This window comes from Streptomyces sp. M92, from assembly GCF_028473745.1.
GTDB lineage: Bacteria > Actinomycetota > Actinomycetes > Streptomycetales > Streptomycetaceae > Streptomyces.
Map to the genome: position 1 here is coordinate 4958661 of NZ_CP101137.1, position 15406 is coordinate 4974066.

General features: G+C 72.4%; 12 protein-coding genes and 2 pseudogenes. 6 read left to right on the forward strand and 8 right to left on the reverse strand.

The genetic code is table 11. The features are described 5' to 3' along the window. Positions 1-16 precede the first annotated feature (16 nt). The 8 genes and pseudogenes from M6G08_RS22245 to rhaI form a co-directional block, all read right to left on the reverse strand. Positions 17-247, reverse strand: a pseudogene (locus M6G08_RS22245) (hypothetical protein); the annotation flags it as partial. Next, positions 224-829: pseudogene (locus M6G08_RS22250) on the reverse strand (ABC transporter ATP-binding protein); the annotation flags it as partial. The pseudogenes M6G08_RS22250 and M6G08_RS22245, both read right to left, overlap by 24 nt. 118 nt (positions 830-947) lie before the next feature. Continuing rightward, positions 948-1580, reverse strand: a complete 633-nt coding sequence (locus tag M6G08_RS22255; RefSeq protein WP_272588916.1) for a LutC/YkgG family protein — start codon at positions 1578-1580, stop codon at positions 948-950. Beyond that, positions 1577-3055, reverse strand: a complete 1479-nt coding sequence (locus M6G08_RS22260) for a LutB/LldF family L-lactate oxidation iron-sulfur protein (RefSeq protein ID WP_272588917.1) — start codon at positions 3053-3055, stop codon at positions 1577-1579. Before M6G08_RS22260 ends, M6G08_RS22255 begins: the two co-directional genes overlap by 4 nt. Beyond that, positions 3052-3807 carry a (Fe-S)-binding protein gene (locus M6G08_RS22265; RefSeq protein WP_272588918.1) on the reverse strand — a complete coding sequence of 252 codons (756 nt, stop codon included), beginning with the start codon at positions 3805-3807 and terminating at the stop codon, positions 3052-3054. Before M6G08_RS22265 ends, M6G08_RS22260 begins: the two co-directional genes overlap by 4 nt. A gap of 139 nt (positions 3808-3946) precedes the next feature. After that, the gene (locus M6G08_RS22270; RefSeq protein ID WP_272588919.1) at positions 3947-5401 is read right to left on the reverse strand and encodes a rhamnulokinase; all 1455 of its coding nucleotides are present in this window, start codon (positions 5399-5401) and stop codon (positions 3947-3949) included. Then, positions 5398-7437, reverse strand: coding sequence for a bifunctional aldolase/short-chain dehydrogenase (locus tag M6G08_RS22275; RefSeq protein ID WP_272588920.1), 2040 nt, complete (start codon positions 7435-7437; stop codon positions 5398-5400). The genes M6G08_RS22270 and M6G08_RS22275 overlap by 4 nt, the downstream gene beginning before the upstream one ends. A 135-nt stretch (positions 7438-7572) precedes the next feature. Further along, positions 7573-8733 carry an L-rhamnose isomerase gene (gene rhaI / locus M6G08_RS22280; protein WP_272588921.1) on the reverse strand — a complete coding sequence of 387 codons (1161 nt, stop codon included), beginning with the start codon at positions 8731-8733 and terminating at the stop codon, positions 7573-7575. 287 nt (positions 8734-9020) lie between these two features. Here rhaI and M6G08_RS22285 point away from each other — a divergent pair, with 287 nt between their 5' ends. The 6 genes from M6G08_RS22285 to M6G08_RS22310 all read left to right on the forward strand — a co-directional run bounded on the left by M6G08_RS22285 (position 9021) and on the right by M6G08_RS22310 (position 15271). After that, the gene (locus M6G08_RS22285) at positions 9021-10538 is read left to right on the forward strand and encodes a sugar ABC transporter ATP-binding protein (protein ID WP_272588922.1); all 1518 of its coding nucleotides are present in this window, start codon (positions 9021-9023) and stop codon (positions 10536-10538) included. Positions 10539-10581: 43 nt separating this feature from the next. Continuing rightward, complete coding sequence (locus tag M6G08_RS22290) at positions 10582-11622, forward strand: ABC transporter permease (protein ID WP_272588923.1); 1041 nt, start codon at positions 10582-10584, stop codon at positions 11620-11622. Then, positions 11615-12628 (forward strand): ABC transporter permease, encoded by a 1014-nt coding sequence (locus M6G08_RS22295; RefSeq protein WP_272588924.1) that lies wholly within the window; start codon positions 11615-11617, stop codon positions 12626-12628. The genes M6G08_RS22290 and M6G08_RS22295 overlap by 8 nt, the downstream gene beginning before the upstream one ends. A 28-nt stretch (positions 12629-12656) precedes the next feature. Further along, positions 12657-13739 carry a rhamnose ABC transporter substrate-binding protein gene (gene rhaS / locus M6G08_RS22300; RefSeq protein WP_272588925.1) on the forward strand — a complete coding sequence of 361 codons (1083 nt, stop codon included), beginning with the start codon at positions 12657-12659 and terminating at the stop codon, positions 13737-13739. Positions 13740-13786: 47 nt separating this feature from the next. Continuing rightward, positions 13787-14107, forward strand: a complete 321-nt coding sequence (locus tag M6G08_RS22305) for an L-rhamnose mutarotase (protein ID WP_272588926.1) — start codon at positions 13787-13789, stop codon at positions 14105-14107. 138 nt (positions 14108-14245) lie between these two features. Next, on the forward strand, positions 14246-15271 hold the full coding sequence (locus M6G08_RS22310) for a LacI family DNA-binding transcriptional regulator (RefSeq protein WP_272588927.1): 1026 nt from the start codon (positions 14246-14248) through the stop codon (positions 15269-15271). Positions 15272-15406 lie beyond the last annotated feature (135 nt).

The following is a 15406-nucleotide window of genomic DNA, read 5'->3' on the forward strand; positions in this document are numbered from 1 at the left end:
CTCGACGTGTCGCGCACGCGGAAGAGGCCACCGCCCCGACCGCCGGCGTACGCGGCACCCGCCGGGCGGCCCCCAGGCTCGTCCCCGGCGTCACCGCCGCCGGCACCGCGACCATCGCGAGCCACACGGTGAGGAACCGCTCCGGCAGCAGCGCGTCGGTCCGCACGACCGTGAACGGCACGACCCCGGCCGGCACGACCACGTCCTGCGCGGCCCCGGCCGGCGCGGCCACCGTGCCGAAGAACACCGTCGGCTCGTCCGTGAAGACCACCCGGGGTTCGGTCACCGGCGCGCGGGCGATCGCCACCCTCCCCCAGTGCCTTGACGGCCTGGGGCACCCCCAGCCGCTGCCCTCCAAAGAACTGGCCGGGCCGGTGCCCGAGCCGGTCCCCGAGACCGACCGCGGCCAGGACCTCCCGCGCCCGCTTCCGGTCGACGCGGCGCCCGGCCGGCTTCAGCGGCAGCACCGTGTTCTGCGCGACGGTGAGCGTCTCCAGCAGGTTGTACTGCTGGAACACGAACCCGACCCGGCCGCGCCGGAACCTGGTCAGCTCCGCCTCGGTGCCGCCCGTCAGCTCCGTGCCGTCCACCCACACGATGCCGCTGTCCGACCGGTCGAGACCCGCCGCGCACTGCGGCAACGTGGACTTGCCCGAACCGGACGGCCCCATCACCGCGGTGAAGGTGCCACGCCCCAGGCCCAGCGTCACCTCGTCCAGCGCGGTCACCTCGTTCTCGGCGGTGCCGTAGGTCCTGGTGACCTTGACGAGGCGGAGGCCTCGGGGGCGGGGCCCGGGTCGTGGTTGCCTGGTGCGCCGGTGCGGAACATCGTCATCACCTTCCGTGCGGCACGCCCTGTGCGGTGCCCCGCCGACGACGCTACGGAGCGCGGACCCGCGGCACACCGGGCGCGGAGCCCGTATCGGGAGGTGCACTCAGTGACACCTTCACCCCTCCACCAGCACCACCTCCAGCGTGCGCGGACCGTGCACCCCCTCGACCCGGTCCAGCTCGATGTCACTGGTGGCCGACGGACCGGAGATCCAGGTCAACGGGCGTGCGGGGTCGAGGCGTTCGAGGGCCTGGGGCACCGACGACACCACCTGGTCCGGCACCCGTACGACGCAGACGTGGTGGTCGGGGACGAGGGTGATGCGGCGGCGGCCCTGGTCCGGGGAGCCGTCCAGGACGATGGTGCCGGTCTCGGCGACGGCGACCGCGCAGCCCGTGACCACACTGTCGACCCGGTCGAGGTCCTGCGGGGTGTTCGCCGCGCGGTCGTGGACGCGGGTCGCGTCGACCGCCTCGAGCCAGTACACGGGCAGCTCCGGCGGAACCACCACGCTCCGCGAGCCGTGCGCCGCCAGGAGCCGCATCAGCAGCTCGGGCAACTGCTCGTCCGTGCAGCGGTGCACGATCGCCCGGTAGTCCGCCAGGTTCTCGGCGAGCAGTCGCACCGTCTCGGCGGTGCTCCGCCGCCCGTGCTCGCGCAGATAGTCCCGCGCGATCGGCGCCTCGTCGGCCGGCACGTCCGCCAGGGCGCGCCGTACCCGGCCCAGAATCCGTTCCCTGCTGCTCACTTCGCCCCGTCCTTCCCACCGCGCGTGCGCTGCCACCAGTCGCGGAACGGCTCCGCGGGCACCCGGGGGAGATCGCGGGTGCCGCTCCAGGCCCGGCCGGGCCCGGGGAGCGTCCGCGGGTGCAGCCGGCGGGTCCGCGACGCCAGCCGCTGGCCGGTCCGCAGCGCGCCCGGGTGCGCGAGCGCCCACTGCGCCGCCCGCATCGCCGCCCGCTCGGCCGCGTGCCCCCTGGCCGGTTTCAGGACGACCCGGTTGCCCCGCCGGACGGCCGGACCGCCCTGCACCACCCGCTCCCGCAGGTGCACCAGCACCTCGGGGATGTCGATGGCCACCGGGCACACCTCGTAGCAGGCGCCGCACAGCGACGACGCGTACGGCAGGGACGCGTCGATCTCGCTGCCCGTGCCGCGCAGTTGCGGGCTGAGGATCGCGCCGATCGGGCCCGGGTACACCGAGCCGTAGGCGTGGCCGCCGGCCCGCTCGTACACCGGGCAGACGTTCAGGCAGGCCGAGCAGCGGATGCAGCGCAGCGCCTGGCGGCCGACCTCGTCGGCGAGGGTGTCGGTGCGGCCGTTGTCCAGCAGGACCAGGTGGAAGGTGCGCGGGCCGTCCTCGTCGGTGGTGCCGGTCCACATGGACGTGTACGGGTTCATGCGCTCGGCGGTGGAGGAGCGGGGGAGTGTCTGGAGGAAGACCTCCAGGTCCTGCCAGCTCGGCACGATCTTCTCGATGCCGACGACCGAGATCAGCGTCTCGGGCAGGGTGAGGCACATCCGTCCGTTGCCCTCGGACTCCACGACGACGAGCGTGCCGGTCTCGGCGACGACGAAGTTCGCGCCGGAGATGCCGACCTTGGCCCGCAGGAACTTCTCCCGCAGGTGAAGCCGGGCCGCCTCCGCGAGTTCGGCGGGCGTGTCCGTCAGGCCCTGAGGTGCGGGGCGTCCCCACTCGCTCATCTCGGAGCGGAAGATGTCCCGGATCTCCCCGCGGTTGCGGTGGATCGCCGGGACCAGGATGTGCGAGGGCCGGTCCTTGCCCAACTGCACGATCAGCTCGGCGAGATCCGTCTCGTAGGCGTGGATGCCCAGCGCCTCCAGAGCCTCGTTGAGACCGATCTCCTGCGTCGCCATCGACTTGACCTTGACCACCTCCCGCTCGCCGGTCTCCTCGACCAGCCGGGCGACGATCGCGTTGGCCTCGTCCGCGTCGGCGGCCCAGTGCACGGTCCCGCCGGCCGCCGTGACCGCCTCCTCCACCCGCACCAGGTACCGGTCGAGGTGGCGCAGCGTGTGGTCCTTGATGCGCCGGCCTGCCTCGCGCAGCTCCGCCCAGTCGTCCAGCTCCGCGACCGCGCGGGCCCGCTTGTCCCGGATGGTGTGGGTGGCGTGGCGCAGGTTGCCGCGCAGGGTGGTGTCGCGCACCGCCGTACGCGCGGCCTCCGGGAAGGCCGGCATCCCCAGATACGTGCCGCTCATACGGCCACCGCCTCCTCGGTGCTCGCCAGGATCTCGGCGATGTGCACCGGCCGCATGCCCGTGCGCAGCCGCGTCATCGTGCCGCCGATGTGCATCAGGCAGGAGTTGTCGGCCGCGCACAGCACCTCCGCGCCCGTCGACTCGGCGTTGCGCACCTTGTCGGCGCCCATCGCCGCCGACACGTCCGCGTTCTTCACGGCGAAGGTGCCGCCGAAGCCGCAGCACTCCTCCGCGCCCGGCAACTCGACCAGCTCCAGCCCCTCCACCGCCTCCAGCAGCCGCCGCGGCCGGTCCCCGAGTCCGAGGCCGCGCAGTCCGTGGCAGGTCGGGTGGTACGTCACCGTGTGCGGGTAGTACGCCCCGACGTCCGTCACCCCCACCACGTCCACCAGGAACTCCGTCAGCTCGTAGGTCTTCGGCACCACCGGCGCCAGCGTCGCCGCGAGGCCGTCCCCGCGCCCCTCCGCGCGCGCCCGTTCACCCATGCGCGGATACAGCTCCCGCACCATCGCCCCGCACGAGCCCGACGGCGTCACCACCGCGTCGTACTCCTCGAAGACCTCGGCGAAGTGCCGGGCCAGCGGCTCCGCCCCGTGCCGGTAACCGGTGTTGTAGTGCGCCTGGCCGCAGCAGGTCTGGCCCATCGGGAAGTCGACTTCGACACCCAGTCTGGTCAGCAGCTTGACGACGGCACGGCCGGTGTCCGGATAGAGCGTGTCGTTGACGCAGGTCAGGAACAGGGCGACACGCATCGCGGCTCCTCGTGATCGATGAAACGTGACCGATGAACGTGACCGGGAACGTGCCCGGTGGAACGTGATCGACGGAATTTGTTGATCATCGGATGAATCGCAGGGTAGTCGGCGCGGCGGGGCCGCGGGAGACCCCCGTTCACCGGTCGGCGAGTCGGGCCTCGGCCGCCCGCCAGCGCGCCGCGGGGCCCCGGGGCTCGTACCGGGTCAGCGACTGGGTGCGCACCAGCAGCCGGCGCGTGTCCGCGAGATCGCCGACCAGCCCGTGGGCGCGGGCCTGCACGAGCACGTTGCCGAGCGCGGCGGCCTCCGTCGGTCCCGCCACCACCGGCAGCCCGCAGGCGTCGGCGGTCAGCTGGCACAGCAGCGCGTTGCGGGTGCCGCCGCCGACGACGTGCACGACGTCCACCGCCTGCCCCGCGAGCCGTTGGGCGTCCTCGACGGCCCCGCGGTGGGCCAGCGCCAGTGAGTCGAGGATGCACCGGGTCACCTCGGCGGGCGACGCGGGCACCGGCTGCCCCGAGGCGCGGCACGCCTCGGCGATCCGCTCCGGCATCCGCCCCGGCGCGAGGAACGCCGCGTCGCCCGCGTCCACCACCGACCGCAGCGCCGGCACCCGGGCCGCCGAGAGCAGCAGCCCACCCAGATCCGGCTCGCCCCAGGCCCGTACGCACTCCTGGAGCAGCCACAGACCCATGATGTTGCGCAGGTACCGGACCGTGCCGTCCAGCCCCAGCTCGTTGGTGAAGTTGGCGGCGCGGCTCTCCTCCGTCAGTACCGGAGCGGTCAGCTCCAGGCCGGCCAGCGACCAGGTCCCGGTGCAGATGTACGCGAACCGCTCGCCCGAGGCCGGCACGGCGGCCACCGCGGACGCGGTGTCGTGCGAACCGACCGCCGTCACCGGCACGGGCCCGTCCAGTCCCGTCTCCTCCAGCACCCGGGGCGTCAGCACACCGGCAGGATCGCCCGGTTGACGCAGCGGGGCGAAGAGAGCCAGGTCGATCCCGAGCCGGTCGGCGACGTCGTGCGACCAGTGCCGGGTGCGGGGGTCGATCAGCTGGGTGGTGGAGGCGTTGGTCAGTTCCGTGCCCTGCTCGCCGGTCAGCCAGTACGTCAGCAGGTCCGGGATCAGCAGCAGCCGCCGGGCCTGCGCGAACTGGGCGGTGCCCCGCGCGGCGACCAGCTGGTAAAGGGTGTTGAAGGGCGCGTACTGCAACCCGGTCGCCGCGTACAGCTCCGCGGCGGGCAGCGTGGTCCATACCTTCTCCGCGACGCCCTCGGTGCGGGCGTCGCGGTAATGCACCGGGTTGCCGAGCAGCGCCCCGTCGGCGTCCAGCAGACCGTGGTCGACGGCCCAGCTGTCCACGCCCACCGAGTCCACCGGTCCCGCCGCCCGCAGCCCGTCCAGCACCCCGGCGTAAAGCGCCAGGACGTCCCAGCGCAGCCCCTCCGGCGTACGGACCGGCCGGTTGGGGAAGCGGTGCGCCTCGGTCAGCTCCAGCCGGTCGGGGTCGACGCGGCCGACCATGACGCGCCCGCTGGACGCACCGAGGTCGACCGCGGCGTACGACCGGAGGCGCGTGCCGCCGCTCATCGCAGGAACGCGGCGGCGACGCCGGCGTCGACCGGGACGTGCAGACCGGTGGTGTGGGTCAGGTCGCCGCCGGTCAGCGCGAACACGGCGTTGGCGACGTGCTCGGGCAGCACCTCCCGCTTCAGCAGCGTCCGCTGCGCGTAGAACTCGCCCAGCTTCTCCTCCGGCACCCCGTACACGGCCGCCCGCCGGGCGCCCCAGCCGCCCGCGAAGATCCCCGAGCCGCGCACCACACCGTCCGGGTTGACCCCGTTCACCCGGATGCCGTGCTCACCCAGCTCGGCGGCGAGCAGGCGCACCTGGTGGGCCTTGTCGGCCTTGGCCGCGGAGTAGGCGATGTTGTTGGGGCCCGCGAAGACGGCGTTCTTGGAGGCGATGTAGACGATGTCGCCGCCCATCTCCTGCGCCGTCATCACCCGGGCAGCCTCGCGCGAGACCAGGAAGGAACCGCGGGCCATGATGTCGTGCTGGAGGTCCCAGTCCTCGGCGGAGGTCTCCAGCAGCGGCTTGGAGATGGAGACGCCCGCGTTGTTGACCACCAGGTCGACCCCTCCGAAGGCGAGCACGGCCGCCCGGAAGGTCTCGGCGATCCGCTCCTCGTCCGTCACGTCCACGGTCACGGCGACCGCCTTGTCCGGCCCGCCCAGTTCCTCGGCGACCGCCGCGGCGTTCTCCCCGTTCAGGTCGGCGACGACCACGCAGGCGCCCTCGGCGACGAGCCGCCGAGCGATGGCCTTCCCGATCCCGCTGCCCGCGCCGGTCACCAGCGCCACCCGGGTCGCCAGCGGCCTGGGCCTCGGCATCCGCTGGAGCTTGGCCTCCTCCAGCGCCCAGTACTCGATGCGGAACTTCTCCGACTCCTCGATCGGCGCGTACGCCGACACCGCCTCCGCCCCGCGCATCACGTTGACCGCGTTGACGTAGAACTCGCCGGCCACCCGGGCGGTCTGCTTGTCCTTGCCGAAGCTGAACATGCCGACGCCCGGCACCAGCACGACCGCCGGATCGGCGCCGCGCATCGCGGGGGAGCCGGGCTCGGCGTGCCGCCGGTAGTAGGCGGCGTACTCCTCGCGGTAGGCGGCGTGCAGTTCCCTGAGCCGGGCGACGGTCTCGTCCAGCGGCGCGGTCGGCGGCAGGTCGAGCACCAGCGGCCGCACCTTGGTGCGCAGGAAGTGGTCGGGGCAGGAGGTGCCGAGCGCGGCGAGCCGCGGGTGCTCGGCACGGGCGAGGAAGTCCAGCACCACCTCCGAGTCGGTGAAGTGCCCCACCTGCGGCCGGTCCCGGGAGGCCAGGCCACGGACGTACGGCGCCAGGGCCGCCGCCCGCTCCCGCCGCTCGGCCTCGGGCAGCGCCTCGTACCCGTCGACCACCGCGCCGAACGGCTCGGCCTTCCCGCGCTCGGCGAGGAAGGCCTCGGCGGTGCGGATGATGTGCAGCGAGTTGCGCTCGCACTCCTCGGAGCTGTCGCCCCAGGCGGTGATGCCGTGCCCGCCGAGCACACACCCGATCGCCCGGGGGTTGGCCTCCTTCACGGCCGCGATGTCCAGCCCCAGCTGGAAACCGGGCCGCCGCCACGGCACCCACACCACGGTGTCGCCGAAGCACTCGGCGGTCAGCTTCTCGCCGTCCGCCGCGCAGGCCAGCGCGATCCCGGAGTCGGGGTGGAGGTGGTCCACGTGCGCCGCCTCCACCAGCCCGTGCATCGCCGTGTCGATCGATGGCGCGGCGCCGCCCTTGCCGTGCAGGCAGTAGTCGAAGGCGGCGACCATCTCGTCCTCGCGCTCGACGCCCGGGTAGACGCCCTTGAGCGCCCGCATCCGGTCCAGCCGCAGCACGGCGAGCCCCGCCTCGGTGAGCGTCCCGAGATCCCCGCCGGATCCCTTGACCCACATCAGCTCCACATCACCCCCGGTGACGGGATCGGTGGCGGTTCCTTTGGCGGAGGCGTTCCCGCCGGCGTAGTTGGTGTTCCGGGGGTCGGAACCGAGCCGGTGGGAGCGGGCGAGGAGTGCGGAGGCTTCAGGGTGAGATGTCATGACGGTGCCTTCCGATCGCGGGGTGGTGAAGTGCCCTCAGGGGCGCGGGACGGTATTGAAGTGCGGCTCCGCCGCGTGGGCGCGACCAGCCTCAACCGGCCCGCAGCCGCAGAACAACAGAGACCCGGCAGCCGCTCACGCCCCCCACCCCGCCTGCTCCCCACCCACCCGCTCGGCGACGACCGTCTCCGCCCACCCGCTCTCGCGGTACGCGACCATGGGATCCGGGGCGAGCCCCATCTCCTCGCGCACCTCACGAAGCAGCGGCCGCACATCCGTGTCGTAGGCGTCCATCACCACCGCGTTGGCGCCCAGCACATCCCCCGAAGTTTGCGCGGCCGACAGCGCGTCCGCGTCGACCAGCAACGCCTTCGCCGTGGCCTCCTGAACGTTCATCACCGACCGGATGATCGCCGGAACCTTCGCCTCGATGTTGTGGCACTGGTCCAGCATGAACGCCACGTCGGAGGTGAACCCGCCCCCGCGCACCACCTCGTGCATGATCCGGAACAGCTGGAACGGATCGGCCGCCCCCACCATCAGGTCGTCGTCGGCGTAGAAGCGCGAGTTGAAGTCGAACCCGCCGAGCTTTCCCTCCCGCAGCAGCGTCGCCACGATGAACTCGATGTTCGTGCCCGGAGCGTGGTGCCCGGTGTCGACGACGACCTGCGCCTTCTCGCCCAGCCGCAGGCAGTGCGCGTAGGCCGTGCCCCAGTCCGGCACGTCCGTCGTGTAGAACGCCGGCTCGAAGAGCTTGTACTCCAGCAGCATCCGCTGCCCCTCGCCCAGCCGCTCGTACACCTCGGCCAGCCCTTCGGCCAGCCGGTCCTGCCGGGAGCGCACGTCGTCCTGCCCGGGATAGTTGGTGCCGTCGGCGAACCACAGCTTCAGGTCCCGGGAACCGGTGGCGTCCATGATGTCGACGCACTCCAGCAGGTGGCCGACGGCCTTCTTGCGCACCGCCGCGTCGGGGTGGCAGACGCTGCCGAGCCTGTAGTCGTCGTCCTGGAAGGTGTTGGAGTTGATGGCGCCGATGCGCAGGCCCCGCGCCTTCGCGTGCTCGGCCAGTGCCGCGTAGTCCTCGACCTTGTCCCACGGGATGTGCAGGGCGACGGTCGGGGCCACGCCCGTGAACTCGTGCACCTTCGCCGCGTCGTCCAGTTTCTCGAACGGGTCGCGCGGTACGCCCGCCTGGGCGAACACCTTGAACCGGGTGCCGGAGTTCCCGTACGCCCACGACGGCGTCTCGACTGCCTGGGCCTTGAGCGCGGCCTTCACCGCGGCGAGCTCGGTCACTTCGGCGCTCCTGTGACATCGGGTCGCGGCCGGTCCCGAGACCGACTCTGCGTACGACCATGTATGAAACGATTCAGAACGTGAAGCTATGAGTCACCCGAAGGGGTGTCAACCCTTCTGCTCGTACCCGCTGTCCGTGACTGGGGCGCGACCCGCGGCTGTCGAAAGTTTTTCGGCCCGGACCCATTGACGCGACCTGCCCTGCCTGCCTAACGTCCCGGCAATCCAGTTGAAACCTTTCACGATGCCGCGAGGACCGTCCCGCCCGGTGTCGTCGAGGAGCCCCCATGACCCCCCCGTCCGACACGGGTACGGCACCGGTTCTGGCGCTCAGGGACGTCTCCAAGTCCTTCGGCGCGGTCCGCGCCCTGCGGGACGTCTCCCTGGAACTGTTCCCCGGCGAGGTGCACGCCCTGGCCGGTGAGAACGGTGCCGGCAAGTCGACCCTCATCAAGACGCTCGCCGGAGCCCACCGGCCGGACGCCGGCCAGGTGCTGCTCGACGGCGAACCGGCCCTCTTCCACGGCCCCGGCGACGCCCGCGACGCCGGCATCGCCGTGATCTACCAGGAGCCGACCCTCTTCCCCGACCTGTCGATCGCCGAGAACATCTTCATGGGCCGGCAGCCCCGGCGCGCCCTCGGCCGCATCGACCACCGGGCGACCCGCGACGCCACCGCCGGGCTCATGCGGCGCCTCGGCGTCCGACTCGACCCCGACCGTCCCGCGCGCGGCCTGTCCATCGCGGACCAGCAGATCGTGGAGATCGCCAAGGCGCTCTCCTTCGACGCCCGCGTCCTGATCATGGACGAGCCGACCGCCGCGCTCACCGGCGGCGAGGTCGCCCGGCTCTTCGGCGTCGTGCGCACCCTGCGGGAGCAGGGCGCCGCCGTGCTCTTCATCTCGCACCGGCTGGAGGAGATCTTCCGGATCTGCGCGCGTGTCACCACCCTGCGCGACGGTGCCCGGGTCGCCACCGAGCCGCTGGCCGGCATGACCGAGGACGACCTGGTCCGCCGCATGGTCGGCCGCGACCTCGACGAGCTCTACCCCAAGCAGGAGGTCAGCCCCGGCGAGGTCGCCCTCGGCGTGCGCCGCCTGACCCGGGAGGGCGTCTTCACCGACGTCTCCTTCGAGGTGCGGCGCGGCGAGATCGTCGGCCTCGCCGGACTGGTCGGCGCCGGGCGCACCGAGGTCGCCCGCGCCGTGTTCGGCGTGGACCGCTGGGACGCCGGCGAGGTCACCGTCGACGGCAGACCCCTGGTCAACGGCGCCCCGTCCACCGCGATGGCCGCGGGCCTCGCCCTGGTCCCGGAGGACCGGCGCGCCCAGGGGCTGGTGATGGGCATGTCCATCGAGCGCAACATCGGCCTCACCGGGCTGCGTACGACCGTGCGGGCCGGTCTGATGGACCGGGGCGCCGAGCGCAGCCGGTCCCTCGACTGGGCGGTCAGGCTCCAGGTCAAGTACGCCCGCATCGCCGACGCCGTGGCCACGCTCTCCGGAGGCAACCAGCAGAAGGTCGTGCTCGCCAAGTGGCTGGCCACCGGTCCCAAGGTGCTGATCGTCGACGAACCCACCCGGGGCATCGACGTCGGCACCAAGGCCGAGGTGCACCGGCTGCTGAGCGAACTCGCCGCCGACGGTGTGGCCCTCCTGATGATCTCCTCCGACCTGCCCGAGATCCTCGGCATGGCCGACCGCGTCCTGGTGATGCGCGAGGGCCGGCTGACCGCGGAGATCGCCCGCACCGACGCCACCGAGGAGACCGTGATGGCCGCGGCCACGGGGAGGGCCGCCGCATGAGCGCCGCCCCCGCCGTCCAGCACGTCACCGAAAGGGCCGCCGCATGACGGTCACCGCGCCCGACCAGGCCTCCCGCGCCGACGTGCCCGCGGCCGGCGCCGCCCGGCTCGTCGACCGCGTCTTCAGGATGCGCGAACTCGCCATCCTCCTGGTCTTCCTGGTGATGATCGCCGTCACCCAGGCCGGCAACAGCGAGTTCCTGTCCGAGCAGGGCGTCAAGGACCTGCTGCTGAACGCGACCATCCTGGTCCTGGTCGCCACCGGCCAGTCCCTGGTCGTCATCACCCGCAACGTCGACCTGTCCGTCGGCTCCACCCTCGGCATCAGCGCCTTCGCCGCCGGCACCCACCTCCAGGGCGGCGGCAGCTCCGCCGTCGCCGTGCTCCTCGCGGTGCTCACGGGTGTCGGCTTCGGCCTGCTCAACGGGCTGCTGGTCAGCCTCGGCCGGGTCCCCGCCCTGGTCGTCACCCTCGGCACCCTCTACATCATCCGCGGCATCGACTCCATCTGGGTCGGCTCCCGCCAGATCACCGCGGCCGACCTGCCCGCCGGCTTCGTCGACTTCGGCTCCGGCGGGATCTCCGCCGTGCCGTGGCTGGCCCTGATCGCCCTCGCGGTGCTCGTCGCCACCGCGTACTACCTGAAGCACTTCGGCAGCGGACGCGAGCTGTACGCGCTCGGCTCGAACCCGGAGGCCGCCCGGCTCGCCGGTATCCCCGTACGCAAGCGCGTCCTGACCGCCTACACCTTCTGCGGCGCCCTCGCCGGACTCGCCGGCGCCCTCTACCTGGCCCGGTTCGGCAACGTCGACTCCGGCACCGGCAACGGCTACGAACTGACCGTCGTCAGCGCCGTCGTGGTCGGTGGCGTCGTCTTCACCGGCGGCTCCGGCAGCGTCTACGGCGCCGCCCTCGGCGCGCTCCTGCTCACCTCGGTCAACAGCGTGCTGCCCGCCCTCGGCGTCAGCTCCGTGTGGGTGCTCGCGATCAACGGCATCCTGCTCGTCCTCGCCATCGCCGCCGACCGGATCGTCGCGCTCCGCGTCGCCGACGCCCTGAAGAAGAGGAACGCCCGCCATGGCTGACCGCTCCCTGCTGCGCGCCGTCCGCTGGGACACGGTCGTCGGCGCCCTCCTCATCGTCGTCCTGCTGCTCTCCTTCGGCTTCGTCGACGGCTTCGGCAACGCCCTCAACCTGTCCTTCCTCATCGGCAACACCCTGCCCATCGCGCTCATCGCCCTGCCGATGACGCTGCTCGTCGTCTCCGGCGAGATCGACCTGTCGGTCGCCTCCACCGCGGGCCTGTCCGGCGCGGTGATGGGCGCGCTGTGGAACCAGGGCATGGCCATCGAGGCGATCATCCCGGTCTGTCTGCTCCTCGGCGTCGTGTGCGGCCTGGTCAACGGGCTGCTGGTCACCCGGCTCGGCCTGCCCTCCCTCGCCGTCACCATCGGCACCCTGGCGGCCTACCGGGGCATCGCGCAGATCGTGCTGGGCTCGGACGCGGTGACCGACTTCCCCTCCCCGTACCTGGACTTCGCGGCCGGGCGCATCGACGGCACCTTCGTCCCGTACGCCTTCCCGCCCTTCCTCGTACTGCTCGTCGTCGCCGTGGTGGCCCTGCACGCCATGCCGTTCGGCCGGTCGCTGTTCGCCATCGGTGCCGGCGAGGAGGCGGCGCGGTTCGCCGGCATCCGGGTCAGGCGGCATAAGCTGATCCTGTTCACCCTCACCGGCCTGATCTCCGCGCTCACCGGCGTCTTCTGGGCCCTGCACTACGCCAGCGCCCGCTACGACAACGCCACCGGCCTCGAACTCTCCGTCGTCGCCGCGGTGCTGCTGGGCGGCATCGACTTCGACGGCGGAAAGGGAACGCTCGGCGGCGCGATCGCCGGGGTGTTCCTGCTCGGGGCCCTCCAGAACGTCATGAGCCTGAAGGACGTCTCCGCCCAGTCGCAGATCGTCGTCACCGGCGTCCTGCTCGTGCTCTCCGTGCTCGGCCCCCGGGTCGCACGGCAGATCGCCGTCGCGCGGGCCGGACGCGGGGCGGCGACGACGCCCCCGCGGAAGACACCCGCGCCCACTCCGTAGTCGTCCCGCCCCCGTAAGGAACCCGACCATGCGCAAGCAGTCCCCGAGCCGCGCCTGCGCGGCCCTCGCCGCCGTCACCTCCCTCGCCCTGGCCGCCACCGCCTGCGGCGGCACCACCAAGGGGGACGTCGCGAACGAAGACGCCTCCGCCGCCACCGCCGGCAAGGCCGACCCGGACGCCCCCACGAAGAAGGGACTGACCGTCGGCTTCCTGCCCAAGCAGGTCAACAACCCGTACTTCACCGTCGCCGACAAGGGCGGCGAGAAGGCCCTGAGGGAACTGGGCTCCAGCTACAAGGAGGTCGGCCCCTCCAGCGGCACCGACACCGCCGGCCAGGTCTCCTACGTCAACACCCTCACCCAGCAGCAGGTCGACGCCATGGCCGTCTCCGCACAGGACCCGGGCGCCCTGTGCACGGCCCTCAAGCAGGCCATGAAGACCGGCATCAAGGTCGTCACCTACGACTCCGACACCAACCCGGAGTGCCGCAACGCCTTCGTCTCCCAGGCATCCGCCGAGGACCTCGGCCGCACCCAGGTGCGGTTGCTCGCCGAGCAGATCGGCAACAAGGGCGAGATCGCGATCCTCTCCGCCGCGCAGACCGCGACGAACCAGAACGCCTGGATCGAGATCATGAAGGACGAGCTGAAGGACCCGAAGTACAAGGACATCGAGCTGGTCGAGGTCGCCTACGGCGACGACGACGCCCAGAAGTCCTTCCAGCAGACCCAGGGCCTGCTCCAGGAGTACCCGGACCTGAAGGGGATCATCTCCCCGACCACCGTCGGCATCAAGGCCGCCGCCCAGTACCTGTCCGGCTCCAAGTACAAGGGCAAGGTCAGGCTGACCGGCCTCGGCACCCCCAACGACATGCGCGAGTACGTCAAGAACGGCACCGTCGAGGCGTTCGAGCTCTGGGACCCGGCGAGGCTCGGCGAACTCGCCGCGCGCACCGCCGTCGCCCTGGTCTCCGGGCAGATCACCGGCAAGGAGGGGGAGACCTTCGAGGCCGGTGCGATGGGCGAGTACACCATCGGCGCGGACGGCGTGATCGACCTCGGCGAGCCGACCGTGTTCGACGCCGGGAACATCGACCAGTACGACTTCTGACCCGCACCTGCTTCCGACCACACGTTGCGACCCGAGGGCGGTACTTCATGCGGCGCGTCTGTTTCCTGCTCAAGGTCCGACAGGACCGCATCGCGGAGTACCGCGAACGCCATGCCGCCGTGTGGCCCGAGATGTGCGAGGCACTGAGGGCCACCGGCTGGCACAACTACTCGCTCTTCCTGCGCGACGACGGCCTGCTCGTCGGCTACCTGGAGACCGAGGACTTCGCCGCCGCCCGGGCCGCCATGGAGGCCACCGAGGTCAACGCCCGCTGGCAGGCCGAGATGGGCCCGCTCTTCGAGTCCCTCGACGGGGCCCGTCCCGACGAGGCGATGAAACCGCTCACCGAGGTGTTCCACCTCGCCTGACGCCCCGGCCCCGGCCAGGAGCCCGCCCGTCCGGACGGTGGAGGTCTTCCGAGGACGGCGCGGGTAATGTGAAGGTCATCCGGCCGCCCGCGTCCCTGGGTGCGTTTCCCCCGGCCCGACCCTGGAGGTCCCTGTTCGATGGCCCATTCGGTGGGTATCAAGGACGTCGCCCGCGCCGCCGGAGTATCCGTGGGCACGGTCTCCAACGTCATCAACCGCCCCGACACCGTCGCGGCCGAGACCCGCGCGCGCGTGCTGTCCGCGATCGACCGGCTCGGCTACGTCCGCAGCGAGTCCGCCCGCCAGCTGCGGGCGGGCCGCAGCCGGATCATGGGGCTGCTCGTCCTGGACATGGGCAACCCGTTCTTCGTCGACGTCGCTCGCGGCGCCGAGCGGGCCGCCCGCGACGCCGGGCTCGGCGTGATGGTCTGCAACAGCGCCCAGGACCCGGGGGAGGAGGCCGAGTACCTCTCGCTCTTCGCCGAGCAGCGGGTGCGGGGCGTCCTGCTCACCCCGGCCGACGCCACCGGCCGCAACATCGAGGGCTTCCGGCGCCACAACATCCCCTTCGTGCTGGTCGACCGGGTCGCCGAGGGCACCACCGAGTGCTCCGTCTCCGTGGACGACGTCGCGGGCGGCGCGCTCGCGGTGCGCCACCTGGTGGACGCCGGCCACCGCTCCGTGGCGTACGTCAGCGGACCGCCCGGCCTCAACCAGGTCCGCGACCGGCGCACCGGCGCCCTGGCCGCCCTCGCCGAGGCCGGCCTCGGCCCCGACACCCTGCGCGAGCTGCCCACCGAACGCCTCGACGTCGCCGCCGGCCGGGACGCCGGCGCCCGCCTGCTCGGCCTCGCCGACCGGCCCACCGCCGTCTTCTGCGCCAACGACCTGCTCGCCCTCGGCGTCCTCCAGGCGCTGTACGCCGCGGGCGTCGGCGTCCCCGACGACCTGGCGATCGTCGGCTACGACGACATCGAGTTCGCCGCCGCCGCGGCCGTCCCGCTCACCTCCGTGCGCCAGCCCGCCGTGACCATGGGCGCCATGGCCGCCGAACTGCTGTTGGAGGAGATGGAGTTGGCGGGAAAGGATCGCACCCACCCGCACCGCCGCGTGGTGCTCCAGCCGGAACTGGTGGTGCGGCGCTCCAGTCTCGCCGCCCGCTGACCGTCGCCACTGACCGCCCGTTCAGCACGAATGCCGGTCCCGGGGGTCGGGCCCCGCAAGGACGTGTGCTGAACTGGGACACGGCCGAAAGATCCGTTCGTACGGTCCGACCGTGCGATCCGTCCGTCCCGGGAG